Annotated in this window: 20 protein-coding genes; 15 read left to right on the top strand and 5 right to left on the bottom strand. The window is 66.7% G+C overall.

The window, feature by feature from the left end:
• Positions 1-21: 21 nt before the first annotated feature.
• From RR42_RS07940 to RR42_RS07920, 5 genes are all read left to right on the top strand, one after another.
• Positions 22-909, top strand: a complete 888-nt coding sequence (locus RR42_RS07940; protein ID WP_043345453.1) for an ABC transporter permease — start codon at positions 22-24, stop codon at positions 907-909.
• 7 nt (positions 910-916) lie between these two features.
• A complete protein-coding gene (locus RR42_RS07935; RefSeq protein ID WP_419188881.1) occupies positions 917-1999 on the top strand; it encodes an ABC transporter ATP-binding protein in 1083 nt (360 codons plus the stop codon).
• A 103-nt stretch (positions 2000-2102) separates the two neighbouring features.
• Positions 2103-3086 (top strand): ABC transporter ATP-binding protein, encoded by a 984-nt coding sequence (locus tag RR42_RS07930; RefSeq protein WP_052494519.1) that lies wholly within the window; start codon positions 2103-2105, stop codon positions 3084-3086.
• Between the two features lie 110 nt (positions 3087-3196).
• Positions 3197-4387 (top strand): amidase, encoded by a 1191-nt coding sequence (locus tag RR42_RS07925; protein WP_043345444.1) that lies wholly within the window; start codon positions 3197-3199, stop codon positions 4385-4387.
• Positions 4388-4419: 32 nt separating this feature from the next.
• Positions 4420-4830, top strand: coding sequence for a DUF3830 family protein (locus RR42_RS07920; RefSeq protein ID WP_043345441.1), 411 nt, complete (start codon positions 4420-4422; stop codon positions 4828-4830).
• Positions 4831-4882: 52 nt separating this feature from the next.
• On the opposite strand, the gene RR42_RS07915 is transcribed toward RR42_RS07920, so the two are convergent.
• Together RR42_RS07915 and RR42_RS07910 are read right to left on the bottom strand one after the other, a co-directional pair.
• Positions 4883-7996 (bottom strand): efflux RND transporter permease subunit, encoded by a 3114-nt coding sequence (locus RR42_RS07915; RefSeq protein WP_043345437.1) that lies wholly within the window; start codon positions 7994-7996, stop codon positions 4883-4885.
• 9 nt (positions 7997-8005) lie between these two features.
• Complete coding sequence (locus tag RR42_RS07910) at positions 8006-9202, bottom strand: efflux RND transporter periplasmic adaptor subunit (RefSeq protein ID WP_043345435.1); 1197 nt, start codon at positions 9200-9202, stop codon at positions 8006-8008.
• Positions 9203-9734: 532 nt separating this feature from the next.
• Between RR42_RS07910 and hpnD the strand changes: the two genes are divergently transcribed.
• The 3 genes from hpnD to RR42_RS07895 all read left to right on the top strand — a co-directional run bounded on the left by hpnD (position 9735) and on the right by RR42_RS07895 (position 12941).
• The gene (hpnD, locus tag RR42_RS07905; RefSeq protein ID WP_043345431.1) at positions 9735-10571 is read left to right on the top strand and encodes a presqualene diphosphate synthase HpnD; all 837 of its coding nucleotides are present in this window, start codon (positions 9735-9737) and stop codon (positions 10569-10571) included.
• Positions 10572-10677: 106 nt separating this feature from the next.
• The gene (locus RR42_RS07900; protein WP_043345430.1) at positions 10678-11952 is read left to right on the top strand and encodes a Zn-dependent hydrolase; all 1275 of its coding nucleotides are present in this window, start codon (positions 10678-10680) and stop codon (positions 11950-11952) included.
• Positions 11953-12044: 92 nt separating this feature from the next.
• Positions 12045-12941: an SMP-30/gluconolactonase/LRE family protein gene (locus RR42_RS07895; protein ID WP_043345429.1), complete on the top strand. Its 897-nt coding sequence runs from the start codon at positions 12045-12047 to the stop codon at positions 12939-12941.
• A 110-nt stretch (positions 12942-13051) separates the two neighbouring features.
• Here RR42_RS07895 and RR42_RS07890 read toward each other — a convergent pair whose 3' ends face one another.
• A complete protein-coding gene (locus tag RR42_RS07890) occupies positions 13052-13393 on the bottom strand; it encodes a hypothetical protein (protein ID WP_043345426.1) in 342 nt (113 codons plus the stop codon).
• Positions 13394-13648: 255 nt separating this feature from the next.
• On the opposite strand from RR42_RS07890, the gene ompR reads away from it, so the two are divergent.
• The 6 genes from ompR to RR42_RS07860 all read left to right on the top strand — a co-directional run bounded on the left by ompR (position 13649) and on the right by RR42_RS07860 (position 20440).
• Entirely contained in the window at positions 13649-14371 is a 723-nt protein-coding gene (ompR, locus tag RR42_RS07885) for a two-component system response regulator OmpR (protein ID WP_006576352.1), read from the top strand.
• Positions 14372-14384: 13 nt separating this feature from the next.
• Positions 14385-15734, top strand: a complete 1350-nt coding sequence (locus RR42_RS07880) for an ATP-binding protein (RefSeq protein ID WP_043345424.1) — start codon at positions 14385-14387, stop codon at positions 15732-15734.
• A gap of 1045 nt (positions 15735-16779) precedes the next feature.
• Complete coding sequence (locus tag RR42_RS07875; protein WP_043345421.1) at positions 16780-18081, top strand: MFS transporter; 1302 nt, start codon at positions 16780-16782, stop codon at positions 18079-18081.
• A 299-nt stretch (positions 18082-18380) separates the two neighbouring features.
• Positions 18381-18929, top strand: coding sequence for a peroxiredoxin (locus tag RR42_RS07870; RefSeq protein ID WP_043345420.1), 549 nt, complete (start codon positions 18381-18383; stop codon positions 18927-18929).
• A gap of 141 nt (positions 18930-19070) precedes the next feature.
• Entirely contained in the window at positions 19071-19592 is a 522-nt protein-coding gene (locus tag RR42_RS07865) for a carboxymuconolactone decarboxylase family protein (protein WP_043345418.1), read from the top strand.
• 266 nt (positions 19593-19858) lie between these two features.
• Positions 19859-20440 (top strand): GNAT family N-acetyltransferase, encoded by a 582-nt coding sequence (locus tag RR42_RS07860; protein WP_043345414.1) that lies wholly within the window; start codon positions 19859-19861, stop codon positions 20438-20440.
• A gap of 24 nt (positions 20441-20464) precedes the next feature.
• Here the strand turns inward: RR42_RS07860 and ispF are convergent, their stop codons facing one another.
• Positions 20465-20974 carry a 2-C-methyl-D-erythritol 2,4-cyclodiphosphate synthase gene (gene ispF / locus RR42_RS07855; protein WP_043345411.1) on the bottom strand — a complete coding sequence of 170 codons (510 nt, stop codon included), beginning with the start codon at positions 20972-20974 and terminating at the stop codon, positions 20465-20467.
• A gap of 89 nt (positions 20975-21063) precedes the next feature.
• Positions 21064-21870 carry a 2-C-methyl-D-erythritol 4-phosphate cytidylyltransferase gene (gene ispD / locus RR42_RS07850; protein WP_052494517.1) on the bottom strand — a complete coding sequence of 269 codons (807 nt, stop codon included), beginning with the start codon at positions 21868-21870 and terminating at the stop codon, positions 21064-21066.
• Between the two features lie 265 nt (positions 21871-22135).
• Between ispD and mfd the strand changes: the two genes are divergently transcribed.
• Complete coding sequence (gene mfd / locus RR42_RS07845) at positions 22136-25597, top strand: transcription-repair coupling factor (RefSeq protein ID WP_043345406.1); 3462 nt, start codon at positions 22136-22138, stop codon at positions 25595-25597.
• Positions 25598-25699: the final 102 nt, after the last annotated feature.

Genomic DNA, 25699 nt, shown 5'->3' with positions numbered 1-25699 from the left:
CCAGGAAACCCGGGAGCCCCCATGGAAATGACGCTGAAAAAACCCGCCCTTGTGCCCGTCGTGCAGCGCTCGCCCGGCTACTGGGCCACGGTGGGCAAACGCCTGCTGCGCAACAAAGTGGCCATGCTGGCCGCGCTGATCGTGCTGGCGCTGGTGCTGATGGCGATCTTCGCGCCCGTGCTGATGCCGGCCGATCCGTACGCCGCCTCGATCATGAAGCGCCTCAAGCCGATCGGCACGGAGCACTACCTGCTTGGCACCGACGAGCTGGGGCGTGACCTGCTGTCCCGTCTGATGCTGGGCGCGCGGCTGTCGCTGTTCATGGGCATCACGCCGGTGCTGATCGCCTTTGTGATCGGCAGCGCGCTGGGCATCGTCGCGGGCTATGCCGGCGGCTGGACCAATACCGTGATCATGCGGCTGGTCGACATCCTGTACGCCTTCCCCTCGGTGCTGCTGGCCATCGCGCTGTCGGGCACGCTGGGCGCGGGCGTGGGCAATGCGCTGCTGTCGCTCACCATCGTGTTCGTGCCGCAGATCGTGCGCGTGGCGGAGAGCGTGACCACGCAGGTGCGCAATCGCGAGTTCGTCGATGCGGCGCGCGCCTCGGGGGCGTCGTCGCTGACCATCGTGCGCGCCCACGTGCTCAACAATGTGCTGGGGCCGATCTTTGTCTACGCCACCAGCCTGATCTCGGTGTCGATGATCCTGGCCTCGGGCCTGTCTTTCCTCGGCCTCGGCGTCAAGCCGCCCGAGCCGGAATGGGGCCTGATGCTCAACACGCTGCGCACGGCAATCTACACGCAGCCGCTGGTTGCCGCCCTGCCCGGCGCCATGATCTTCCTGACCTCGATCTCCTTCAACCTGCTCGCCGATGGCATTCGCTCGGCGATGGAAATCAAGGACTGACGCCATGATGGAAACCTTGCAAGACACGGTACCCGATGCATTGGCCAACACCGACGTCGGCGGCCCCGCGCAACCACTGGTGATCGCGCGCGACCTGATCAAGCACTTCCCGCTCAAGTCGAAACTACCCTGGCGCAGCGGTGGCGAAGTCCGCGCCGTCGACGGCGTCAGCTTCGAAGTGAGAAAGGGCGAAACGCTGGGCGTGGTCGGCGAATCCGGCTGCGGCAAGTCCACCACCGCGCGCCTGCTGATGCAGTTGATCGAGCAAAACAGCGGCGAGCTGATTTTCGATGCGCTGGGCGTGGGGTCGGCGCAGTTGCCGATGAAGCGCTACCGCAGCCAGGTGCAGATGGTGTTCCAGGACAGCTACTCCTCGCTCAATCCGCGCCTGACCATCGAGGAATCGATCGCCTTTACCGCGCGCGTGCACGGCATCGACGCGGCCGAAGCCAGCGCGCGCGCGCGCGCCCTGCTGGATCGCGTGGGCCTGGAGCCGACACGCTTTGCCGGGCGCTATCCGCACGAACTCTCCGGCGGGCAGCGCCAGCGGGTGAATATCGCGCGGGCGCTGGTACTGCGCCCGCGCCTGGTGATTCTCGATGAAGCCGTGTCGGCGCTGGACAAATCGGTGGAGGCGCAGGTGCTCAACCTGCTGCTCGAGCTCAAGGCCGAGTTCGACCTTACCTACGTCTTCATCAGCCACGACCTGAACGTGATCCGCTACCTGTGCGACCGCGTGATGGTGATGTACCTGGGCAAGGTCGTGGAGGTGGGCGACACCGAAACGCTCTACGCCAACCCCGCGCATCCCTACACGCGCGCGCTGCTGGCCTCGATGCCGGCGATGGACCCGGATCACCGCACCCAGGTTGCGCCGCTGGCGGGAGACCCGCCCAACCCGATCAACCCGCCATCCGGCTGCAGCTTCCATCCGCGCTGCGCCATGGCGCAGGACGTTTGCTCGCGCCGCGCGCCGCAGTTGTCCGACGCGCTGGCGGGGCATCCGGTGGCCTGCCTGATGGCTAACGTGGACGGCGGCCACAGCCGGCAGATGCCCGCGGCCGCCAGCCCGCTCGTTGCAGCACCCTGAGGGCCAAATCGTGAATGCACCCGTGAACGTACCCATGACTGCACCCGTGAGCGTACCCGTGACCGCACCCAACCACAGCACCCACCCCCAGGCAGCCGCCCCCATGGTGTCGGTGCGCGACCTGCGCGTGACCTTCTCCGGCGGCGGCAAGACCATTCGCGCCGTCAGCGGCGTATCGCTTGAGGTGGCGCCTGGCGAGACCCTCGCCCTGATCGGCGAATCCGGCTCCGGCAAGAGCGTGACGCTGCGCGCGCTGATGCGCCTGCACCCGCCGCGCCGCACCCGCATGGAAGGCGAGATCCGCATCGACGGCACCGACGTCACCGCCCTCGATGGCCGTGGCCTTGCCCGGCTGCGCGGCGGCAAGGTAGCGATGGTGTTCCAGGAACCGTTGCTGGCGCTGGACCCGGTCTACACCATCGGCCAGCAGATCATCGAGTGCATCCGCACCCACGCCCGCGTGTCCGCCGCCGAGGCGCGCCAGCGTGCGCTGCGCGCGCTGGAGTCCGTGCGCATTCCCAGCCCGGAGCGGCGCCTGGCGGCCTATCCGCATGAGATGTCCGGCGGCATGCGCCAGCGCGCCATGATCGCGCTGGCGCTGTCGGCCAACCCCAAGGTCCTGCTGGCCGACGAGCCGACCACTGCGCTGGACGCCACCGTGCAGATCCAGGTGCTGATCCTGCTGCGCGAGTTGCAGCGCGAGCTTGGCCTGTCGATCGTGTTCGTCACCCATGACATCGGCGCGGCCGTGGAAATCGCCGACCGCGTCGCCGTGATGTACGGCGGGCGCATCGTCGAGGAAGGCCCGATCCGCACCATCCTGCGCGCCGCGCGCCATCCCTATACGATGGCGCTGCTGCAAAGCCGCCAGCACGGCATGGACCGCGGCCAGCGGTTGCAGACCATCGCCGGCTCGCCGCCCGATCTGTCGGCCCTGCCGCCAGGCTGCAGCTTTGCCCCGCGCTGCCCGCACGCGCGCGCGCAATGCCTGGAGGCGGTGCCGCGGGCGACCGCGCTGGGTGGCGGGCATAGCGTGAGCTGTGTGCTGGCCAGTGAGCCCATCGCCCGTGCCGAGGCCCTGGCGTAAGCGCTGTCAACCGTTCGTGACTGCACAGCATGCCGTGCGTTCCGTGCCAATATCGCCCTTACTGATTGCTACCCCAGCCCTCACCTTCACCTTCACCGCTAAGCGCATCCATGACCCTGGCCAGCCATCCCTCCCACGCCTTCCTCCCCTACCCTGACGCACCCGTCGCCAATGCGGCCAGCGGCCCGCTCGCCGGCCTGACCTTTGCCGCCAAGGATCTGTTCGACGTAGCCGGCTACCCAACCGGCGGCGGCAATCCCCATGTGCTGGCCATGTCGGGCATCAAGTCCACCACCGCGCCTACCGTGCAGCGGCTGCTGGATGCCGGCGCGGCCTTCGTCGGCAAGACCCATACGGATGAGCTGGCGTTCTCGATGAACGGCAAGAATGCCCACTATGGCGCGCCGGTAAACGGCGCGGCGCCGGGGCGCATCACGGGCGGCTCGTCCTCCGGCTCGGCCTCGGCGGTATCCAACAAGCTCTGCGACTTTGCGCTCGGCACCGACACTGGCGGCTCGGTGCGCGCGCCGGCCAGCCACTGCGGGCTGTTCGGCATCCGCCCCACCTTTGGCCGGATCTCGCTGGCACAAACCCTGGCGCTGAGCGAGAGCCTTGATACCTGCGGCTTCTTCGCACGCGACATCGGCACCTTCGCCCGCGTGGCCGACGTGCTGCTCGGCAGCGACCCCCGGCCCCTGCCCGCCAGCCCGCGCCTGCTGCTGGCCGAAGACCTGTTGCGCCTGCCCACCGCCGCCGCGCTGGACGCGCTGCTGCCGGTGGTCGGCGGCATCGAGGCCGCCTTCGGCAAGGCCACGCCCGTCACGGTGGCGGACCGCCCCCTGGAAGACATCTGGTGGGCCTTCCGCTATGTGCAGGGATGGGAAGCCTGGCAGACCGACGGCGCCATGATCGAGCAGTACGGCCTGCAGCTGGGCCCCGACGTGGCCGCGCGCTTTGCGTTCTCCAAGGGCGTCACCGAAGCCCGGTTCGAAGCCTCCAGCGTGATTCGCCGCGCCTTTACCGCGCATCTGGCGGCGCTGCTTGGCGACGACGGCATCCTGATCCTGCCGACCATGCCCGACATCGCCCCGCTGTCCGACGCCGCCGGCGAGGAACTTGAGACCTACCGCAACCTCTCGGCGCAAACGCTGTGCCTGGCGCCGCTGTCCGGCTTCCCGCACCTGAGCCTGCCGCTGGCCGGCCGCGCTGGCGCACCGCTGGGCATCTCGCTGATGGGCCCGGCCGGCAGCGACCGCAGCCTGATTGCATTTGCCGAAAAGCTGGTCGCCGCGCTAAGCTGAGCAACCACCCCGATTTCCCCAGGAGAGCCTGAATGGCCCAGATCCGCATTACCGCCGGCGGCTACCAGTTCGTCGCCGAAACCCATCCCGACGCCCCCCTCACCGTTGCGGCCTTCACCAGGCTGCTGCCCTACCGCCAAAAGCTGATCCATGTGCGCTGGAGCGGCGAAGGCTGCTGGATCCCGCTGGGCGAGTTCAAGCTGGGCGTGGATTTCGAGAACCACACCAGCCACCCCTCGGTCGGCGACATCCTGTTCTATCCCGGCGGCTACAGCGAGACCGAGATCATCCTGGCGTATGGCAGCTGCTGCTTCGCCAGCAAGCTGGGCCAGCTGGCGGGCAACCATTTCCTGACGATCGTGCAAGGCAAGGAGAACCTGCGCGCGCTAGGCACCAAGGTGTTGTGGGAAGGCGCGCAGGACGTCAGCTTCGAGTTGATGTGAGATAGGGAGCGTGCCTGGCGGCGCTACCGCCAGAGCACGCCCGGGCGCGTGCTCAGCGTGCCAGCACCGCCCCGCCCGGCTCCGGCGCCTTGACCCGGAACCAGGCCGCATACAGCGCCGGCAGGAACAGCAGCGTCAACGCCGTCGCAATCACCAGCCCGCCCATGATGGCAACCGCCATCGGCCCCCAGAACACGGAGCGCGACAGCGGGATCATGGCCAGCACAGCCGCTGCCGCGGTCAGGATGATCGGGCGGCAGCGCCGCACGGCGGATTCGACGATGGCATCCCACACCGGCGCGCCGGCACGGATGTCCTGCTCGATCTGGTCGACCAGGATCACCGAGTTGCGGATGATCATGCCGAGCAGCGCGGTGATGCCAAGCTGCGCGACAAAGCCCATCGGTGCGTTGAGCAGCAGCAGCGTGGCGGCGGCACCGATCAGGCCAAGCGGCCCGGTCAGGAACACCATCAGCGAGCGCGAGAAGCTGTGCAGCTGCAGCATCAGCAGCGTGAAGATCAGGAAGATGCACAGCGGCAGCTGCGCGGCGATCGACGCGCCGGCCTTGCCGCTTTCTTCTTCCGCCCCGGCCACCGTGATGCGGTAGCCCGCCGGCAGCTGCGCGCGCAGCTTGTCCAGCCTGGGATTGATCTGCGCCGTCACGGTGGGACCCTGGATGCCTTCGGCCACGTCGGCCTGCACGGTCACGCCAAAGTCGCGGTTCTCGCGCCAGATCACGCCCGGCTCGGAGCGAAAAGCGATGCGCGCGACCTGGGTCAGCGGCACCACGCGGCCGCTGGCGGTGGGCACCTGCACGTTCTGCAGGTCGGACATGGCGTCGCGCTCGTTGCGCGGCGCGCGCATCAGGATATCGATCAGCTTGTCGCCATCGCGGTATTGCCCCACCGCCACGCCGGTCAGCACCGTCTGGGTCACCCGCGCAATCGCGGTGGTGCTGACGCCGAGCGCGCGCGCGCGGTCCTGGTCGATGTCCAGGCGCAGCACCTTGACGCTCTCGTTCCAGTTGTCGTTGACCCCCACGGTGTTGGGGTTGGCGCTCACCACCGCCCTGACCTCGTCAGCCAGCTTGCGCACGCCGGCCGCTTCCGGCCCGATCACGCGGAACTGCACCGGATAGGGCACGGGCGGGCCGTTCGGCAGCAGCTTGACGCGGCCGCGCAACTGCGGGAAATCGCGCGCCAGCAGGTCCACCACGCGTTGGCGCACCCGGGCGCGCAGCGCGACTTCGGCCGGCATCACGATCACCTGCGCCACATTGGTCTGCGGGAAGATCTGGTCCAGCGGCAGGTAGAAGCGCGGCGCGCCGCTGCCGACAAAGCTGGTCAGGCTGGCAATCTCGCGGTCCCCGCGCAGCGCGGCCTCGAAGCGCTTGGCCTCGGCCTCGGTCTGCGCAAAGCTGGTGCCCTCCGGCAGCCACAGCTCCACCATCAGCTCCGGGCGGCTCGAGTCCGGGAAAAACTGCTTCTCCACGAACTTGAAGGCGTAAAGCCCGAGGCCAAAGGCCACCAGCGTGATGACGATCACCGTCTTGCGCCACGTCACGCACCAGTGCACCAGGCGGCGGAAGCGGTTGTAGAACGGCGTATCGAACACCTCGTGCTGCTCGCCTTCGCCGGCGGGCCGCGCCTTGAGCAGCAGGTAGCCCAGGTAGGGCGTGAAGTAGACCGCGGCCAGCCACGACAGCACCAGCGCCATCGCGGTCACGGCGAAAATGGCGAAGGTGTACTCGCCCACGGTGGAGCGCGCCAGCCCCACCGGCAGGAAGCCGGCGGCGGTGATCAGCGTGCCGGTCAGCATCGGCATGGCGGTGGAGGTGTAGGCGAAGGTGGCGGCTTCCATCTTGGAGAAGCCCTCCTCCAGCTTGCGCACCATCATCTCCACGGCGATGATGGCGTCGTCGACCAACAGCCCCAGCGCCACGATCAGCGCCCCGAGCGATATCTTGTGCAGGCCGATGCCGAAGATGTTCATGAACAGGAACGTGACGGCGAGCACCAGCGGAATGGTCAGCGCCACCACCAGGCCCGGGCGCACATCGATGCGCAGCGGCTTGGTATGCAGCCCGAGCGAGACAAAGCTCACGCCCAGCACGATCACCACGGCCTCGATCAGCACGTGCACGAACTCGCCCACCGACCGCTCCACGGCTTCGGGCTGGTTTTGCACCTGGTCCAGCTCGATGCCGACGGGCAGCTGCCCGCGCAAGCCGTCCATCGCGGCACGCAGGTTCTTGCCCATGGCGATGATGTCGCCGCCGCGCTCCATCGAGATGCCCAGCCCGATCACCTCCTTGCCCTGGAAGCGCATCTTGCTGGCCGGCGGATCGACATAGCCACGGTACACATGGGCGATATCGCCCAGGCGGATATTGGCAATGCCGTTGGGGCCGCGCAGCACCAGGTTTTCCAGGTCGGCCACATTGGCGAACTGGCCCGACAAGCGCACCTGCAGGTTGTCTCCCGGGGTCACCAGCACGCCGCTGGCGGTCATGCTGTTTTGCTGCGAGATCTGGTCGGCGATCGCATTGATGTCCAGCCCGAGCTGGGCAAAGCGCGCCTGGTTGAATTCGATGTAGACCTTCTCGTCCTGCAGCCCGATCAGCGACACCTTGGCGACGGACGGCACACGCAGCAGCTGCTGGCGCACCAGGTCCGCGTACTCGCGCAGCTCCTTGTAGTTGAAGCCGTCGGCCGAGAGCGCGTAGATGGAGCCATACACGTCGCCAAACTCGTCATTGAAGAACGGCCCGCGCACGCCCGGCGGCAGCGTCTGCGCGATGTCGCCGACCTTCTTGCGCACGGTGTACCAGATCTGCGCGGTGTCCTTGGCCGGCGCGGTGTCCTTGAGCTGGAAGATCACCGTGGTCTCGCCGGGCTTGGAGAAGCTGCGGATCTTGTCGGCGTAGGGCACTTCCTGCAGCTGGCGCTCGATCTTGTCGGTGACCTGCACCGCTATCTGCTCGGCGGTGGCGCCGGGCCAGAACGCCTGCACCACCATCACGCGGAAGGTGAAAGGCGGGTCTTCGTCCTGGCCGAGCTGAAAAAAGGCAAAGAGCCCGCCCAGCAACAGCACCACCAGCAGGTAACGGGTCAGCGGCTGGTGCTCCAGGGCCCAGCGGGACAGGTTGAAACGGGAGTGATCCATGCCGGCGCCTTAGTTGCGCACGGCCGGCGTGGGCGCCACGGCCTGCAGCGGCTTGACCTTCTGCCCGGGCTTGAGCAGGTGCACGCCCGCGGTGACGATGGTCTGGCCGGGCGACAGCCCCTGCCTGACCTGGATCTCGTTGCCCTGAAGCTCGCCCAATGTCACGTTGACCGGCTGCACGGCGCCCGTCGCCGCGTCATACACCCAGACCTGGTTGCTGCCCTGCTTTTGCAGCAGCGCGGAGAGCGGCACCCGCAGCGCGGCATCGTCGCTGGTGCGGGTGAAGGTGACCACGGCGGTCATGCCGAACTTGAAGTCAGCCGGTGGATTGGGCACGCTGATGCGCGCCGCGTAAGTGCGCGTCACCGGGTCGGCCATTGGCGAAATCTCGCGCACGTGGCCTGGCAGCGCCCGGCCGGGCTCGGCCCAGGTGCGCACGGTGACGTCGGAGATGCCGCGCAGGCGCTCGACCTGATCCTCCGGCAGGCCAACCGCGACCTCTTTCTCTGCGGTTTGCGCCACCCGCACGACCGACTGGCCGGCCGCCACGACCTGGCCGACTTCTGCCTCGATCAGGGTCACCACGCCATCGGCGTCGGCGGCGAGCACGCCGTAGGCGGTCTGGTTGGACTGGTTGCGCAGCCCCGCCTCGGCCTGGCGCAGGCGGGAGGCGGCGGAGTCAAAGGTGGCCTGGCGGCGTTGCTGCTCGGCCGCGCTGATGAACTTCTTGGCGAACAGCTCGTTGTAGCGCTTCAGATCGGCCTCGGCGAGGTCGCGGTCGGTCTTGGCCGCGTCGTACTGGGCCCGCGAGCCGGCTTCCGCCAGGCCGAGGTCGGTGGGGTCCAGGCGGGCAAGCGGCTGGCCCCTGCGCACGGTGGCGCCCACGTCGACCAGGCGCGCGGCAATCTTGCCGCCCACGCGAAAGCCTAGCCGCGACTCGATCCGGGGCCGCACATCGCCCGAGAACTCGACCTCCGTCTTGCCTACCCCCGGCTGCAACTGCATCAGGCGCACCGGGCGGATCTCTGGCGCCTTTTCTGCCTCACGGCTGCAACCCGCCAGCGCCACCCCGGCGAGCAGCAGCAGGGTCACCAGCGCGCCGCGACCGCGCATGCGCAAGCCGGCCGCGAACGCGTTCGCACCGCAAAGCGTGGAAAAAGGCACTTCAATGGCCGCAACTTCCGGCCCGGGATGAGGCACTGGCATGAGTTAAGCGTTAGATCGGTGGCACTGTTGGGGTGACACTGTTGGCACTGTCGGCATTGTTTGCACTGCGGCAGGCACGGCGCGGAGTGGCGGTGATTAATAACTCACCGGTCAGTAATGTAACGGCGTGAAGCTGAAAGCGTCAAATGGCGCGCGCAGGGGGATGCCGGAAACGCACTTTTCAAACGCGGTGCTCACCCTGGGTCCCAAGTCGGACGCAGGCATCGCGCCTGGCGCGGCCAAATGCCGCAGCGCGAGATATCCGCGCAGGCCGCAGCGCGCGACGGCGCCCTCGCCCTTGGCCGCTGCCGCCGGGAGGGCGATGTTACAATCCGGTCCGTCGCCCGCGCTGCCTTGTCCCCTGCCGTGGAATGGCTTGACGACGGGAAATCGCGGCTCCTGGCACGGCCCCCCTGGCTAGCCCATCGCGCCATCTCGCCACACCGGCCACCCCGCGCCGGCCAGGTTGCCGGGGCGACAGCGCAGGCACTAGCCCCCCAATAGCCCCCCAATTCACCGACCCGAGCCTGGCGTGACGCCCGATCAGTATTGCCAAGAGAAAGCCGCGCAGAGCGGCTCCAGCTTCTATTACAGCTTCCTGTTCCTGGCGCCCGAGCGGCGGCAGGCCATTACCGCCCTCTATGCGTGGTGCCGGGAGGTCGACGATGTCGTGGACGACACCCAGGACGCCAGCGTGGCCTATCAAAAACTGGCCTGGTGGCGCAACGAGCTCGCCCAGATGTTCAACGGCGCGCCGACCCATCCCGTGACCAAGGCGCTGCAGCCGCACGCGCAAGCCTATGGGCTGACCCAGCCGATGTTCAACGAAGTGCTCGAAGGCATGGAGATGGACCTCAACCAGTCGCGCTACCTGGATGACATCGCGCTCGCGCGCTATTGCCATTGCGTGGCCGGCGTGGTCGGCACCATGAGCGCCCGCATCCTCGGCCACACGGATCCGCGCACGCTCGAATACGCTGAAAAGATGGGCTTGTCGCTGCAGATGGTCAATATCCTGCGCGATGTGGGCGAGGACGCCCGGCGCGGCCGGATCTACCTGCCGGTCAACACGCTGCAGCGCTTCCAGGTGCCGGTCTCCGAGGTCAACCAGGCCACGCACTCCGATCGCTTCGTCGCGCTGATGCGTTACCAGGCCGAGCAGGCCCGCACGCTGTACCGCGAGGCGCTGGCGCTGTTGCCCGCTGCCGAGCGCCGCGCCCAGCGCGCTGGCCTGGTCATGGGTGCGATCTACCAGACGCTGCTGGACGAGCTGGAGGCGAGCGAGTTCCAGGTGCTGAACCAGCGCATCTCGCTCACGCCCATGCGCAAGCTGTGGGTCGCATGGAAAACGTGGATGCGCAACCGCTGAACGCCACGTCCTGCCTTTTGCACCGCCACCTGCTTTCGCTGCTTTCGCTGCTTTCGCTGCTTTCGCTGCCTTCAATGCTGTCAATGCCTTCAATGCCCGAGCTGCCATGACCCGATCCGCCTCCCCACTCCTCCCGCTTGGCCAGACCATTCTCGACCAGGCCGCGGCGCTGGCCCGCTTCTCGGATATGGAAGGCGGCCTGACCTGCGCCTACCTGACCCCGGCCCACCGCGCCGCGCAGGCCCAGCTGGCGGCATGGATGGAGGCGGCGGGCATGCAGGTCCGCATCGACGCCATCGGCAACGTGATCGGCCGCTACGCCGCCGATCCTGCCGTGGGCGATGGCGCGCGCGTGCTGATGACGGGCTCGCACTTCGACACCGTGCGCAACGGCGGGCGCTATGACGGCCGGCTTGGCATCTTGCTGCCCGTGGCGGTGGTTGGGGCGCTCAACGCGGCCGGCATCCGCCTGCCCTATCACTTCGAGGTCGTGGGCTTTGCCGAGGAAGAAGGCCTGCGCTTCAAGACCAGCTTCCTGGCCAGCAGCGTGCTGGCCGGCCGCTTCGACCCGGCCCTGCTGGATCGTGCCGACGCCGACGGCGTGACGCTGCGCGAAGCCCTGGCCGCCTCTGGCCTGCCGGGCGCGGGCGGCGTCGATGCGCTGCGCGCCGCGGCGGTGGACCCCGCCAGCCTGCATGGCTTTGTCGAAGTCCATATCGAGCAAGGCCCGGTCTTGCTGCACCACGGCCTGCCGCTGGGCGTGGTCACGCAGATTGCCGGCAGCAGCCGCTTCCAGGTCCGCGTGGAGGGCCTGGCCAGCCACGCCGGCACCACGCCCATGACCCTGCGCAAGGACGCCGCGGCGGCGGCAGCGGAGATGGTGCTGCTGGTAGAGCAGCGCTGCGGGCAAGTGCCGACGCTGGTGGGCACGGTGGGCCAGTTGCAGGTGCCCAACGGGTCGAGCAACGTCATCCCCGCCGAATGCGTGTTCTCGATGGATATCCGTGCCGGCGAAGACAGCATCCGCGAAGCCGCCATTGCCGACATCGTGGCCGGCATCCAGGCCATCGCCGAGCGTCGCGGCCTCGGCGCCGCTATTGAGCGGGTGACGCCGGTCAACAACGCGCCCTGCGCGCGCTGGCTGATGGACCAGTTCGGCGCGGTGCTCAAGAAGCGCGGGCTGGATGCGTTCGAGCTGCCCTCGGGCGCCGGCCACGACGCCATGATGATGCAGCGCATGACCGACGTGGCGATGCTCTTCGTGCGCTGCGGCAACGGCGGCATCAGCCACAACCCGCTGGAAACCATCACGACCGACGACGCCCAGCTCGCGGCCGAGGTCTTCGTCGACTTCCTGCGGCATTTCCAGCCCCGCGCCTGACCCCACCGCGGCGCGCTTGCGGTCCCGGCACAAATCGTATTGGATGTAGGCACACCAATCACAAGATCGAAAGATCACAACGGAGACACCGCATGGCGCACCGGGAACTATCGGTCCTGACCGAGGGGCACACCTTTCTGGAAGGACTGCGCTGGCACGACGGCCGGCTCTGGCTGTCGGATTTCTATACCCATCGGGTGATGGCGGTGAGCCTGGATGGCGCCGTCGAACAGATCGCCGAAGTGCCGCAGCAGCCATCCGGCATGGGATGGCTGCCGGACGGGCGCCTGCTGATCGTCTCCATGCGCGACCGCAAACTGCTGCGCCGGGAACCGGACGGCAGCCTCGTGGTACACGCCGACCTGTCCGGCGTCGCCAGCGGGCACCTCAACGACATGGTGGTGGACCAGCATGGCCGCGCCTATGTGGGCAATTTCGGTTTCGACCTGATGGCCGGCGCCCCGATGCGCACCGCGAGCCTGGCGCGGGTCGACCCGGATGGCTCGGTGACCGTGGTAGCCGATGGCCTGTTCTTCCCCAATGGCTCGGTCATCACGCCGGACGGCAAGTCCCTCGTGGTGGGCGAGACCCTGGGCAATCGCATCTCGGCCTTCGATCTGCACGCGGATGGCTCGCTGGGCCCGCGCCGTGACTGGGCCCTCTTCGGCAGCCAGCCCGCTGGTTCGGATCTCGGCCAGGTGCTGGGCGGCGCCAAGGTAGCGCCGGACGGGTGCGCCCAAGATGCGCAAGGTGCGCTCTGGGTGGCCGACGCCATCGGCAATCGCGTATTGCGGGTGATGCCGGGCGGGCGCATCGATGAGGAGATTGCCTGCGGGACGGGCATCTTCGCGGCCGCCCTGGGTGGCCCGCGTGGCACCACGTTGTTCCTGGCCGCCGCGCCGAACTTCGACGAGGCGCAGCGGCGCGCTTCACGCGAGGGTCGTATCCTGATGACGGAAGTCGAAGTGCCGCATGCCGGCCTGCCATGAGGCTGTGAGGTTATGGGGCTGTGAGGCTATGGCGCTTAAGCAGGACGCACGCCGATATCGCGCTCGGCGCGCACCGAGCCAAGCTGCACGCATGTTCGCGTGCCTCGACACTAGCCCCCCTGGTACATCTCCCGCCCGAGTTCGTACAGGTTCTGGCGCAGCTTGCGCCGCTCGTCGGGCGAGAGCTTGTCGTTCGGGAACGCGTGGGGCAGGCGCTCGTTCATGCCACGCTCGCCGCGGGTCTTTCCGGCGCGCGCTCGCGCCTCGTCCTGGCTGTAGCGCTCGCGCTCGTTGCGCGGCGCGGTCTCGCGGCCTGCTGGCTTGCCAGCGCCCGGGAACAAATGCGCCATGCCAGGCGATTGCGGGTGCCCCGCACTAGCGGCAAGCAACAGCGCAACAGTCGCGCCGGCGCGGGAAAGGGTATGCCCGGCGCGCTTGCGGGTAACTTTCATTGATAATGGCGGTTTGGGCTTCGGAAACGGTGGTTACAGGACCGCCGGAAGCCGGACATCCAGTAGCCCCGCCTCGCCACGTCATGGCAGTGAACTACACGGCGGACGCCCACGAAATCCCCGTGGGACTGGCTACGGAAACGGTATGCGGCAGTTTAAACGCAGGGTGGATGCGCGCCTTCATACCTCGGGGTAAAGTATGTAACCTTTTGTTAAGCCATTTTGACCGAAAGCGTTTGTCGCTAAGATACCGCCATGGAAAATACCAGTCACAAGATTCTCGTCGTGGACGACGACCCCCGTCTGCGCGACCTGCTGCGCCGTTACCTTGGCGAACAGGGCTTCACCGTACTGGTAGCTGAGAACGCCACCGCGATGAACAAGCTCTGGTTGCGCGAACGTTTCGACCTGCTAGTGCTCGACCTGATGATGCCCGGTGAAGACGGCCTGTCGATCTGCCGGCGCCTGCGCGGCGCCAACGACCAGACGCCCATCATCATGCTCACCGCCAAGGGCGAGGACGTCGACCGCATCGTCGGCCTCGAAATGGGCGCCGACGACTACCTGCCGAAGCCCTTCAACCCGCGCGAACTGATCGCGCGGATCCACGCCGTGCTGCGCCGCAAAGGCCCCGCCGAAGTCCCCGGCGCGCCCTCCGAAACCCCGGAAACCTTCGCCTTTGGCGATTTCGTGCTGAACCTCGCTACCCGCACGCTGACCAAAAATGACGAAGAGATCACCCTGACCACCGGCGAATTCTCGGTGCTCAAGGTCTTCGCCCGGCATCCGCGCCAGCCGCTGTCGCGCGAGAAGCTCATGGAAATGGCACGCGGCCGCGAGTACGAGGTATTCGACCGCAGCCTGGACGTGCAGATCTCACGGCTGCGCAAGCTGATCGAGCCCGATCCTGGCAACCCACGCTTCATCCAGACGGTCTGGGGCCTGGGCTACGTCTTCATCCCCGATGGCGTGAAGTAAGGCGCCGCGCATCGTGGCGACTGTCATCAGCCGCACGGCTACGCGCCTGTTCGGTTCGCTGTTCTGGCGAACCTTCATGCTGATCGCCCTGTTGCTGGCGATCTCGCTGGGTATCTGGTTCCAGAGCTATCGGCTCTTCGAACGTGCGCCGCGCGCCCAGCAGATCGCCATGCAAGTGGTCAGCGTGGTCAAGCTCACGCGCGCCGCCCTGCTCTATTCCGATCCCGCGCGGCGGCGTTTCCTGCTGCTCGACCTGGTGCAAAACGAGGGCATCAAGGTCTACCCGCGCGAGAAAGACGACGATTTCTCCGTGCCCACCACGAACCCCTTCCTGACCCAGCTGGTGCAGCAGGAGATTCGCAGCCGGCTCGGCGAAGAGACCGTGATCGCCACCACCGTGAACGACATTCCCGGCGTATGGGTGAGTTTCGAGATCGAGGGCGACGATTACTGGGTGGCGATCAGCCCCGAACGGTTCGAGCGCGTGCCCGGCATCCAGTGGCTCTGGTGGAGCATCGCCGCGCTATTGCTGTCGATCATCGGCGCAGCCTTCATCACGTCGCTGGTCAACCACCCGCTCAAGCGGCTGGCCAACGCGGCACGCGCCATCGGCGGCGGCGGCGACCCACCCACACTGCCTGAGCACGGCGCCAGCGAAGTGGCGCAGGCCAACCACAGCTTCAACCAGATGGTGCGCGACCTGCGCCAGCTCGACGACGACCGCGTCGTCATGCTGGCCGGCATCTCGCACGACCTGCGCACGCCGCTGACGCGCCTGCGGCTGGAAACCGAGATGTCCCCCGTGGACAACACCACGCGCGAAGCCATGATCGCCGACATCGAACAGATGGACGCCATCATCGGCCAGTTCCTCAACTACGCCCGCCCCGCGCTGGAAACGGTCGAACCCGTCGACCTGTCGGCACTTGTGCAAGACGCCGTCGGCGTCTATGGCGCGCACGACGACGTACGCGTCCATGTCCGCGCCGGCGACCCCGTCATGGCCGTCGCCAACCGCATGGAAGTCCAGCGGATCCTGGACAACCTGGTCGAAAACGCGCGCCGCTACGCCAAGGACGAAGACAACGGCGTAGCCGTGGTCGAGATCAGCACCCGCATCGAAGACAAGGAAGCCGTGCTGACCGTGGCCGACCACGGCAGCGGCGTGCCGGAAGCGCAATTGCCCTTGCTGACCCGGCCCTTCTACCGGCTCGATGGCGCACGCAGCGAAGCCAAGGGCGCCGGGCTGGGGATGTCGATCGTTAATCGGATCTTGCAGCGAAATGGGGGAAGATTGATGTTGGCGAATCGGCCGCCGCCGGCGACTGGGTTGGTGGTTAGTGCGTTTTTCAGGCGAGCATAGGGTTGATAGGTTGGCTGCAACTGCAACCGCAACCGCAAAATCAGCTTCAGATTCAATGGCTTAACTGCAAATTCAACTGCAGTTTCACCACGCCTGCGGCGCGGCGACCTACTTTTTTGTCTTGCCAAAAAAGTAGGCAAAAAAGGCGCGCCGGATGGGGCGACACCCCCTCGGGATTTCACCAAAAGAGCGGCCGGGACCCAAACTCGCATCGCCTTAAGGCGATACTCAGACATGGGTCCCTCTTCTCCGCTCTTTTGGTGAAATCCCGAGGCGCCCCATACGGCCTGGGTGAACCTTCACGGCTCGCTTCGCATCGCGCTTGGGTGTTTCCCGCCTCCAGGCGGGAAACACGGCCGACCCAGCGCTAGAGCGATGTCCTCAGATCACCATTCGGTGTAGCCGTGATTTCCGCCCCCAGGCGGCAATCACCCGAGCGCGATGCGCAGCGAGCCGTCTGCCTTTCAACTCCCGTTATGGGGCGCCTCGTCGTCGGGCGAAAAGAGCGGAAACGAGGAGGCCATGTTTGAGTATCGCCTTAAGGCGATGCGAGTTTGGCCTCCGGCCGCTCTTTTCGTCCGGCGACGAGGGGTCTTTCGCCCCATCCGGGTCGCTTCTTTGCCTACTTTCTTGGCGAGCCAAGAAAGTAGGTCGCCTCCCCGCAGGGGAGGTGAAACTGCCTTTGACTTTCAGCCTTTGACCTTGAAGTGGCAGTTAAGCCGTCGCACATAAAGTTGCAAATACAGTTGCACATACAGCCCCCCAAGTTACCAAAAAATCACACCCCTCCGTACTAACCCTAATCCCCCCATCCCCCTTCATCCCACTGACAGGCTTTCGACAGCGTTTGATATCAAACTGAAAGCCATTTGACAGCGTAATGACAGCCCCCCCGGCGCAAACTTGCCGCCATTAGCAGCACCCCCCAAGACCAAGCCCAGCCAAGGCCATTTCCCCAAAAAAGGGGAAGCCGCCCCCCTCTGGCGCCCGATCAAAATCAAGCCGCCGGAACCAACCGGCGGCAACAGCGAGAGACACCAGCAACATGTCAAGCTCCCCCTCCCAGCAACACGGGTTCCGCACCGTGTTCCGCGTTGTCAGCGGCAACTTCCTCGAAATGTACGACTTCATGGTGTACGGCTTCTACGCCGCCGCCATCGCCAAGACGTTTTTCCCCAGCGGCAACGAGTTCGCCTCGCTGATGCTCTCGCTCGCGACCTTCGGCGCGGGCTTCCTGATGCGTCCGCTCGGCGCCATCATCCTGGGCGCATACATCGATCACCACGGCCGCCGCAAGGGCCTGATCATGACGCTGGTCCTGATGGCGCTCGGCACCCTTCTGATCGCCTGCGTGCCTGGCTATGCGTCGATCGGCGTGGCCGCACCGTTGCTGGTGCTGGCGGGCCGGCTGCTGCAGGGCTTCTCCGCCGGCGTTGAGCTGGGCGGTGTGTCGGTGTACCTGGCGGAAATCGCCAAGCCCGGCAAGAAAGGCTTCTACGTGGCCTGGCAATCGGCCAGCCAGCAGGTGGCGGTGATCTTTGCCGGCCTGCTCGGCGTGGTGCTGCACTCGATGCTGTCGCCCGAGGAAATGGGCGAATGGGGCTGGCGCATTCCGTTCCTGATCGGCTGCCTGATCGTGCCGTTCCTCTTCCTGATCCGCCGCTCGCTGGAAGAAACCGAAGAGTTCAAGACCCGCAAGCATCGCCCCAGCATCAGCGAGATCTATCGCTCGATGATGGAGAACTGGCGCATCATCGTGGCCGGTTGCATGATGGTTGTGATGACGACGGTGTCGTTCTACATGATCACCGCATACACCCCGACCTTCGGCAAGACCGTGCTCAAGCTCGACGACGTCGACAACCTGATCGTCACCATGTGCGTGGGGCTGTCCAACTTCATCTGGCTGCCGCTGATGGGCGCCTTGTCGGACCGCGTGGGCCGCAAGCCGCTGCTGGTGATCTTCACCATCCTCACATTGCTCACGGCCTATCCGGCGGTGTCGTGGCTGGTGGCGGAGCCGTCGTTCGGCCGCCTGCTGATGGTCGAGCTGTGGCTGTCCTTCCTGTACGGCAGCTACAACGGCGCGATGGTGGTGACCCTGACCGAAGTGATGCCGCCCGCGGTGCGCACGGCGGGCTTCTCGCTGGCGTATAGCCTGGCCACGGCCCTGTTCGGCGGCTTCACGCCGGCCATCTCGACCTACCTGATCCACAGCACCGGCAACAAGGCCGCGCCTGGCCTGTGGCTGATGTTTGCCGCTGCATGCGGGCTGATCGCCACACTGGTGATTTTCCGCGGCGGACGGCAGCATGCCTATGTCGAGCCCGCAGCCAAGACTGCCTGAGGTTCACGAAGGCGGCCCTGCTGGGGTAGACTCGCCGTTCCGGCAGGGCCGGCCGCGAACCCCGCGGCTGACATCGCGCGGCAACATGGCAGCGCCAACATCACTAATCGGCGCCCGCGCTTGCCGGATGTGCGGCGCCCCGCGCCTGGCTATCGGGCTCTTTGAGAATATCAATTAGCCCCGCCCCCCGGGGATGCCGCATAATCCATGTTCGTTGCGCGGCGGCCTGGCCTTATCCGTTGGGGATGGCCTGGCTTGCGGCGCGAGCGTCTCTCTTCAACCGTATCCAGGAGCAGTCTATGAAGACCGTTGGTGACAAGATCGAAGCCTTCCACGTCGTCGGTGTCAAGCCGGGTTTCAACAACCACGAAGAGAACGGCCAGTCGGCCTTTGAAGACATCACCGAAAAGTCGTTCGAAGGCAAGTGGAAGATCATTTACTTCTACCCGAAGGATTTCACCTTCGTGTGCCCGACCGAAATCGTTGCTTTCGCCAAGCTCAACGGCGACTTCGCCGACCGCGACGCGATCGTGCTGGGCGGCTCGACCGACAACGAATTCGTGAAGCTGGCATGGCGCCGTGAGCACAAGGACCTGAACAAGCTGGACCAATGGCAATTCGCCGACGTGACCGGCTCGCTGATCGACCAGCTCGGCGTGCGTGACCAGGCTGCCGGCGTCGCCCTGCGCGCTACCTTCGTCGTCGATCCGGACAATGTCATCCAGCACGTGTCGGTAAACAACCTGAACGTCGGCCGCAACCCGGACGAAGTGCTGCGTATCCTCGACGGCCTGCAAACCGACGAGCTGTGCCCGTGCAACCGCGCTGTTGGCGGTGCCACGCTGTAAGCTGTCGACCCGCTGACATGCTGCACAAACGGCCGGCGAGAGATTGCCGGCGATTTGTGACGATCTGCGCGCCGGGCTTCGGCCCGCGCCTCAAAACCCGCCATGGCGGGTTTTTTGAGACCTTACCGATAGGAGATTTGTATGGAATTCCTCAGCACGATTAAAGGCCTTATTCCTGACTACGCCAAGGATATCCGCCTGAACCTCGACGGCACCATCGCCCGCTCCTCGCTCGAGGGCAACGATGCGGTGGCCGTGGCGCTGGCCGCGGCGTTTGCCGCCAAGAGCCGCGTGATCGTCGACGCGATCCGCAACGCGGGCGTGCTGTCGCCCGAGGAAACCAATGCCGTGCTCACCGCCTCCGCGCTGATGGGCATGAACAACGTCTGGTATCCGTTCGTGGAAATGGCCGACGACCAGGATCTGGCGACGCAACCGGCTGGCCTGCGCATGAATGCATACGCCACGCACGGCGGCGTGGACAAGCGCCGCTTCGAGATGTACGCGCTGGCCGCATCCATCGTCGGCAAATGCCATTTCTGCATCAAGTCGCACTATGCGCTGCTCAAGAACGAGCAAGGCATGAGCGCGCAGCAACTGCGCGACGTGGGCCGCATTGCCGCCGTGGTCGTGGCAGCTGCCAACGTCATCGCGGCGGAATAAAGCCGTATCGAGGGCCTGCGGACCTGCGGGACTGCGGCAGGCAGGCGCCGGCCCGGCACGGCACGGCACGGCACGGCACGGCCCTGCATGGTGCTTCCGGTACTTCCCCGAAAGCCCCGCCGCGCAAGGCCGGCGGGGCTTGCCCAGCATGCCGCGCGCGTCAGCGCAAGCCTGTTGCCAACGCGCCAAGTCGGTAATTCACTGACTGCATTTGTGCACCGAAGGGCCTACAATCCAGCAAGGTCATAGCCTTCGCCCCCTCTGCCATGAGCACCCTTCCTTCGCATACCTCCCCTCGCTTTCACTACCGCCTCGCCACCGTGCAGGACTGGGGCGACATCGCCGCCGTGACCCAGCAAGCCTATGGCCAGTATGAGCTGGAGATCATGGAGGATTGCCGCGAGTCCTTCCAGCAAGGCATGAAAGCCGTGCTGGCCGCGTCGACCTCGGAAATGGAGTGGTGGGTGGCGGAAACCGATCACGGCATCAGCGGCGCGGTGTTGTTCTGCCATCCCGGCGCCACGTTGCAGGTGCTGGACGGCAGCACCATCACGCTCGCCTTGCCGGAAGCCCGGCTGCTGGCGGTCAGCCCGCAGGCTCGCGGACTGGGGCTTGGCCGCACGCTGATGCAAGTCTGCATCCAGCGCGCGCGCGATATCGGCGCCGGCGCGCTGCTGGTGCGCACCATGCCGGAAATGAAATCCGCCAACCAGCTGTGCCAGCAGATGGGTTTTGTCAAACGCACCGAAGCCGGTGCGCGCTCGGGCCCGATGGCCCGGCTGATCGACTACCGCTACGCGCTCCCGCCCGAACACGCTGGCACAGCCGGAGCGGCCGCCAGAAGCTGAGCGCCTGCGGCGCTCAGCCCCGCATCAATCCTGCGGGGAGACGATGGTGCCGCGCCAGATCAGCACCACGGCTTGCGCAACGATACCTTCCTGACGCCCCTCGAAGCCCAGCTTCTCATTGGTCTTGGCCTTGACGTTGCAACTGGCGGGGGCCAAGCCCAGGTCCTCCGCCAGGTTCGCCACCATGGCGCCGATATGCGGCGCGAGCTTTGGCGCCTGCGCGATCACCGTCGCATCCACGTTACCGATTTCATAGCCTGCCTCACGCACGCGGCGCGCGGCCTCGCGCAGCAGGACACGGCTGTCCGCGCCGGCAAAGCGCGGATCGGTGTCGGGAAAGTGGCGGCCGATGTCGCCCAGGCCGGCCGCGCCGAACAGCGCATCGGTGATGGCGTGGAGCAGCGCGTCCGCATCGGAATGGCCTAGCAGGCCGCGGTCATGGGGAATGTCCACGCCGCCCAGGATGAGCTTACGGCCCGGCACCAGCGCGTGCACGTCATAGCCTTGGCCGACGCGGATATCGAATGGGGTCATGGGAGCAATTCTCCTTCAGGATCGGAACGGGGATGGATCGGGATGAATAAGGATGGGTTGGATTAGCCGGGAATGCGCGAGGATGCCGGTCAGGGCTTGCCGGCACCCTCGCCCAGCAGCAATTCGGCCAGCGCGAAATCCTCGGGGTAGGTCACTTTGAAATTGCGCAGCGAGCCATTGACCAGGCGCGGATGCAGGCCCAGCCGCTCGATCGCGCTGGCCTCGTCGGTCACCACGGCGCCCGCGGCCAGCGCTTCCTGCAGCGCCTGGCGCAAAACACCGAGGCGGAACATCTGCGGGGTCTGCGCCTGCCACAAGCCCTCGCGCGAGACCGTGGCGCCGATGCGCACCACTGCCGCCGGCTGCCCGCCGGGAGGCGCATCGGCGCGCTTGAGCGTATCGGGCACCGGCACCGCCAGGATGCCGCCAATGGCCGCGTCGGGGCCGTCTTCGTCTTCGTGTGCGCCGTCGCCCTCCACCGCGCGCACCAGCGCGTGGATCATGGCGGGCGTCAGGCCCGGGCGGGCCGCATCATGCACCAGCACCCAGTCGCGGTCCGTGGCGCCGAGTTGCGCCAGGTGATGCAGGCCAGCCAGCACCGAGGCATGGCGCGTATCGCCACCCACGAAGGCAGTGTCAAAACGCAGGCCGGCAAACGCCGCCGCGCCGAAGCGGGACTCCAGCGGCATATCGTCGGGCGCCAGCACCAGCGCGGTGGCGCTGATGGCATCACAGGCGGCGAAAGCGGCGAGCGCGTACCAGATCATCGGCCGGCCGGCCACGGTCTGGTATTGCTTGGGCAGGCTGCCGCCCGCGCGGCTGCCGGTACCGGCACAGGGAATCAGGGCAAATCGGCGAGCAGACACGGATAGCGTGAGGGACAAGGTAAGCGCCATGCCAAGAGCACGGCGCAAGGCTTCAGGGCCCCCGCCATGGGCAGGGGAGCGGGAAGCGCGGCATTGAAAACGCGGATTCGGAGCGCATTCTATAATACGGCCTTCGCTCGCGGACATGCGGGCGTCGATCAGCGCGAGCGCCCGCCCGGCGCCGCATGCTTCGCCCACGCCCCGCCCGCTATGCCGGCGGGGTGTTGCTGTTGCATCGCCGCGCTCTTTTTGCCCCGCAACGCCTGAAAGCCGTCAACAAGCCAGCCCGTACCCGATGCCTGAAGCCAATCGCCCCGTCCCCTTCGCCAACCTCCCCTTGGTCAAGGCCGGCCAGCGCTATACCGTGTCCGGCCTGCCCGGTTCCGCCGACGCCCTGGCGCTGGCCGCCTACGCCAGCCAGCACCGCGAGCGTGTGCCGATGCTGGCAGTGGTGTGCGCCAACGCGGTCGACGCGCAGCGGCTGGCCGAGGAAATCCCCTGGTTCGCCCCTAGCCTGCGGGTGCGCCTGCTGCCCGACTGGGAAACCTTGCCCTACGACAGCTTCTCGCCGCACCAGGACCTGGTCTCGGAGCGGCTTGCCACGCTGCACGACATCCAGGGCGGCCAGTGCGACATCATGCTGGTGCCGGCGCAGACCGCGCTCTACCGGCTGGCGCCGCCCGCCTTCCTGGCGGCCTACACCTTCTTCTTCAAGCAGGGCGAGAAGCTGGATGAAGCCGCGCTCAAGGCACAGTTCACGCTGGCCGGCTATGAGCATGTCAGCGCCGTGATGCGGCCCGGCGAGTACAGCGTGCGTGGCGGCCTGATCGACCTGTTCCCGATGGGCTCGCCGCTGCCGTACCGGATCGACCTGTTCGGCAATGAGATCGAAACCATCCGCGCCTTCGATCCCGACACGCAGCGCAGCCTGTACCCCGTGAAGGAAGTGCGCTTGCTGCCGGGCCGCGAGTTCCCGCTCGACGACGCCGCGCGCACCGCGTTTCGCGGCCGCTGGCGCGAACTGTTCGAGGGCGATCCGAGCAAATCGACGATCTACAAGGACATTGGCAATGGCGTGCCGTCGGCCGGCATCGAGTACTACCTCCCGTTGTTCTTTGAAAGCTCGGCCACCGTCTTCGATTACCTGCCCGCCAACAGCCAGCTCGCCTTTGCCGGCGATGTGCCTGACGCCATCCGCCGCTTCTGGGCCGACACCACCCAGCGCTACAACTTCATGCGCCATGACCGCGAGCGGCCGCTGCTGCCGCCCGCCGCGCTGTTCCTGTCGGAAGAGCAGTTCTTCACGGGCGCAAAGCCGCTGGCACGGCTTGTGCTGCAAGGCACCGCTACCGGCGACACCGTGCCGCTGGCTGAGTCCCTGCCCGATGTCTCGGTCAACCGGCGCGCGGAAGATCCGCTAGTCAACCTGGAAGCGTTGCTGCTGAAAAAAGACCGGCGCGTGCTGATGTGCGCGGATTCCGCCGGACGGCGCGAAACGCTGCTGCAACTGTTCGGCGAAAGCGGGCTGCGCCCGCAGCCGATCGATGACTACGCTGCCTTCCTGGCGGGAGATTCGCATTTCTCCATCGTGGTGGCGCCGCTGCAAAGCGGCTTCGCCGTGCCCAGCGCGCAAGGCATCGAGCCGCTGGCCTTTGTCACCGAGGCCGAGCTGTATGCCGGCACCGCGCGCCGCACGGGCCGGCGCAAGCAGGAACAGGCCAGCGCCGTCGACTCGATGGTGCGCGACCTGGCCGAGCTCAAGATCGGCGATCCGGTCGTGCACAGCGAGCACGGCATTGGCCGCTACCAAGGCCTGGTCTCGCTGGACCTGGGCCAGGGCGAGGAGGAATTCCTGCACCTGGACTACGAGAAAGGCAGCAAGCTGTATGTGCCCGTGCATCAGCTGCATGTGATCTCGCGCTACTCCGGCGCCGATCCGGACACCGCGCCGCTGCACTCGCTGGGCTCCGGCCAGTGGGACCGCGCCAAGCGCCGCGCCGCGCAGCAGATCCGCGACACCGCCGCGGAGCTGCTCAACCTGTATGCGCGCCGCGCCTTGCGCCAGGGCCATGCCTTCGAGCTGACGCCCAAGGACTACGAGAAGTTTGCCGAGAGCTTCGGCTTCGAGGAAACGCCGGACCAGGCCGCGGCCATCGCCGCGGTGATCGCCGACATGACCTCGGGCAAGCCGATGGACCGGCTGGTGTGCGGCGACGTGGGCTTCGGCAAGACCGAAGTCGCATTGCGCGCCGCGTTCGTCGCGGTCATGGGCGGCAAGCAGGTCGCCATCCTGGCGCCCACCACGCTGCTGGCCGAGCAGCATTTCCAGAATCTGTCCGACCGCTTCGCCGAATGGCCGGTGCGCATCGTGGAGCTGTCGCGCTTCAAGACCAAGAAGGAGATCGACGGCGCCATCAAGCAGATCAACGACGGCACCGCCGACATCGTGATCGGCACCCACAAGATGCTGTCGGACGACGTCAAGTTCCAGCGCCTGGGGCTGGTCGTCATCGACGAGGAACACCGCTTTGGCGTGCGCCAGAAGGAAATGCTCAAGACCCTGCGCGCCGAGGTCGACGTGCTCACGCTGACCGCCACGCCCATTCCCCGCACGCTGGGCATGGCGCTCGAAGGCCTGCGCGACTTCTCCGTGATTGCCACCGCGCCGCAAAAGCGCCTGGCCATCAAGACCTTCGTGCGCCGCGAGGAAGACGGTGTGGTGCGCGAGGCCATCCTGCGCGAGCTCAAGCGCGGCGGACAGGTCTACTTCCTGCACAACGAGGTCGACACCATCGAGAACAAGCGCGCCAAGCTCGCCGAGCTGGTGCCGGAAGCGCGCATCGCGGTGGCGCACGGGCAGATGCACGAGCGAGAGCTGGAGCGCGTGATGCGTGACTTCGTGGCACGCCGCGACAACATCCTGCTGTGCACCACCATCATCGAGACCGGCATCGACGTGCCGACCGCCAACACCATCCTGATCCACCGCGCCGACAAATTCGGCCTGGCGCAGCTGCACCAGCTGCGCGGCCGCGTCGGGCGCTCGCACCACCAGGCCTATGCCTACATGCTGGTGCACGATGTCGAAGGCCTGAGCAAGCTGGCGCAGCGCCGGCTCGAAGCCATCCAGCAGATGGAAGAACTGGGCTCGGGCTTCTACCTGGCCATGCACGACCTGGAAATCCGCGGCGCGGGTGAAGTGCTGGGCGACAAGCAATCGGGCGAGATCCACGAGATCGGCTTCCAGCTCTACACCGACATGCTCAACGCCGCCGTCAAGTCGCTCAAGGCCGGCAAGGAACCGGACCTGATGGCGCCGCTGGCCGTGACCACCGAAATCAACCTGGGCACCCCGGCCCTGCTGCCCAGCGACTATTGCACCGACGTGCACGAGCGCCTCTCGCTGTACAAGCGCCTGGCCAATTGCGAGGCAGCCGAGCGCGTGGATGACATCCAGGAAGAGCTGATCGACCGCTTCGGCCGCCTGCCGCCGCAGGCGCAAGCGCTGATCGAGACGCACCGCCTGCGCATCGCCGCGGTGCCGCTGGGCGTGCGCAAGATCGACGCCAGCGACGCGGCCATCAGCATGCAGTTCCTGCCCAACCCGCCGATCGATGCGATGAAGATCATCGACCTGGTGCAGAAGAACCGCCATATCAAGCTGGCAGGACAGGACAAGCTGCGCATCGAGGCCAAGATGCCGGACGTGGCAGTGCGCGCGCAGACCATCAAGCACACCCTGCGCCAACTGGCCTGATTGGCCTGATTGGCCTGATTGGCCCGAATGGCCCGAATGGCCCGAATGGCCCGAATGGCCTGATCATTGCTCCACGGTACCCGTTCGCGGCGCGCCGCCGCG

Source organism: Cupriavidus basilensis (assembly GCF_000832305.1).
In the GTDB taxonomy this organism is placed as follows: domain Bacteria; phylum Pseudomonadota; class Gammaproteobacteria; order Burkholderiales; family Burkholderiaceae; genus Cupriavidus; species Cupriavidus basilensis_F.
This window is presented reverse-complemented; position numbering and strand designations above follow the sequence as displayed.

What these genes read in the sequence shown, in the direction of transcription:
- RR42_RS07940 (WP_043345453.1), top strand. Translation starts at nt 22, where the DNA reads ATGGAAATGACGCTGAAAAAACCCGCCCTTGTGCCCGTCGTGCAGCGC.
- RR42_RS07935 (WP_419188881.1), top strand. Translation starts at nt 917, where the DNA reads ATGGAAACCTTGCAAGACACGGTACCCGATGCATTGGCCAACACCGAC.
- RR42_RS07930 (WP_052494519.1), top strand. Translation starts at nt 2,103, where the DNA reads ATGGTGTCGGTGCGCGACCTGCGCGTGACCTTCTCCGGCGGCGGCAAG.
- RR42_RS07925 (WP_043345444.1), top strand. Translation starts at nt 3,197, where the DNA reads ATGACCCTGGCCAGCCATCCCTCCCACGCCTTCCTCCCCTACCCTGAC.
- RR42_RS07920 (WP_043345441.1), top strand. Translation starts at nt 4,420, where the DNA reads ATGGCCCAGATCCGCATTACCGCCGGCGGCTACCAGTTCGTCGCCGAA.
- RR42_RS07915 (WP_043345437.1), bottom strand. Translation starts at nt 7,996, where the DNA reads ATGGATCACTCCCGTTTCAACCTGTCCCGCTGGGCCCTGGAGCACCAG.
- RR42_RS07910 (WP_043345435.1), bottom strand. Translation starts at nt 9,202, where the DNA reads ATGCCAGTGCCTCATCCCGGGCCGGAAGTTGCGGCCATTGAAGTGCCT.
- RR42_RS07900 (WP_043345430.1), top strand. Translation starts at nt 10,678, where the DNA reads ATGACCCGATCCGCCTCCCCACTCCTCCCGCTTGGCCAGACCATTCTC.
- RR42_RS07895 (WP_043345429.1), top strand. Translation starts at nt 12,045, where the DNA reads ATGGCGCACCGGGAACTATCGGTCCTGACCGAGGGGCACACCTTTCTG.
- RR42_RS07890 (WP_043345426.1), bottom strand. Translation starts at nt 13,393, where the DNA reads ATGAAAGTTACCCGCAAGCGCGCCGGGCATACCCTTTCCCGCGCCGGC.
- ompR (WP_006576352.1), top strand. Translation starts at nt 13,649, where the DNA reads ATGGAAAATACCAGTCACAAGATTCTCGTCGTGGACGACGACCCCCGT.
- RR42_RS07875 (WP_043345421.1), top strand. Translation starts at nt 16,780, where the DNA reads ATGTCAAGCTCCCCCTCCCAGCAACACGGGTTCCGCACCGTGTTCCGC.
- RR42_RS07870 (WP_043345420.1), top strand. Translation starts at nt 18,381, where the DNA reads ATGAAGACCGTTGGTGACAAGATCGAAGCCTTCCACGTCGTCGGTGTC.
- RR42_RS07865 (WP_043345418.1), top strand. Translation starts at nt 19,071, where the DNA reads ATGGAATTCCTCAGCACGATTAAAGGCCTTATTCCTGACTACGCCAAG.
- RR42_RS07860 (WP_043345414.1), top strand. Translation starts at nt 19,859, where the DNA reads ATGAGCACCCTTCCTTCGCATACCTCCCCTCGCTTTCACTACCGCCTC.
- ispF (WP_043345411.1), bottom strand. Translation starts at nt 20,974, where the DNA reads ATGACCCCATTCGATATCCGCGTCGGCCAAGGCTATGACGTGCACGCG.
- ispD (WP_052494517.1), bottom strand. Translation starts at nt 21,870, where the DNA reads ATGGCGCTTACCTTGTCCCTCACGCTATCCGTGTCTGCTCGCCGATTT.
- mfd (WP_043345406.1), top strand. Translation starts at nt 22,136, where the DNA reads ATGCCTGAAGCCAATCGCCCCGTCCCCTTCGCCAACCTCCCCTTGGTC.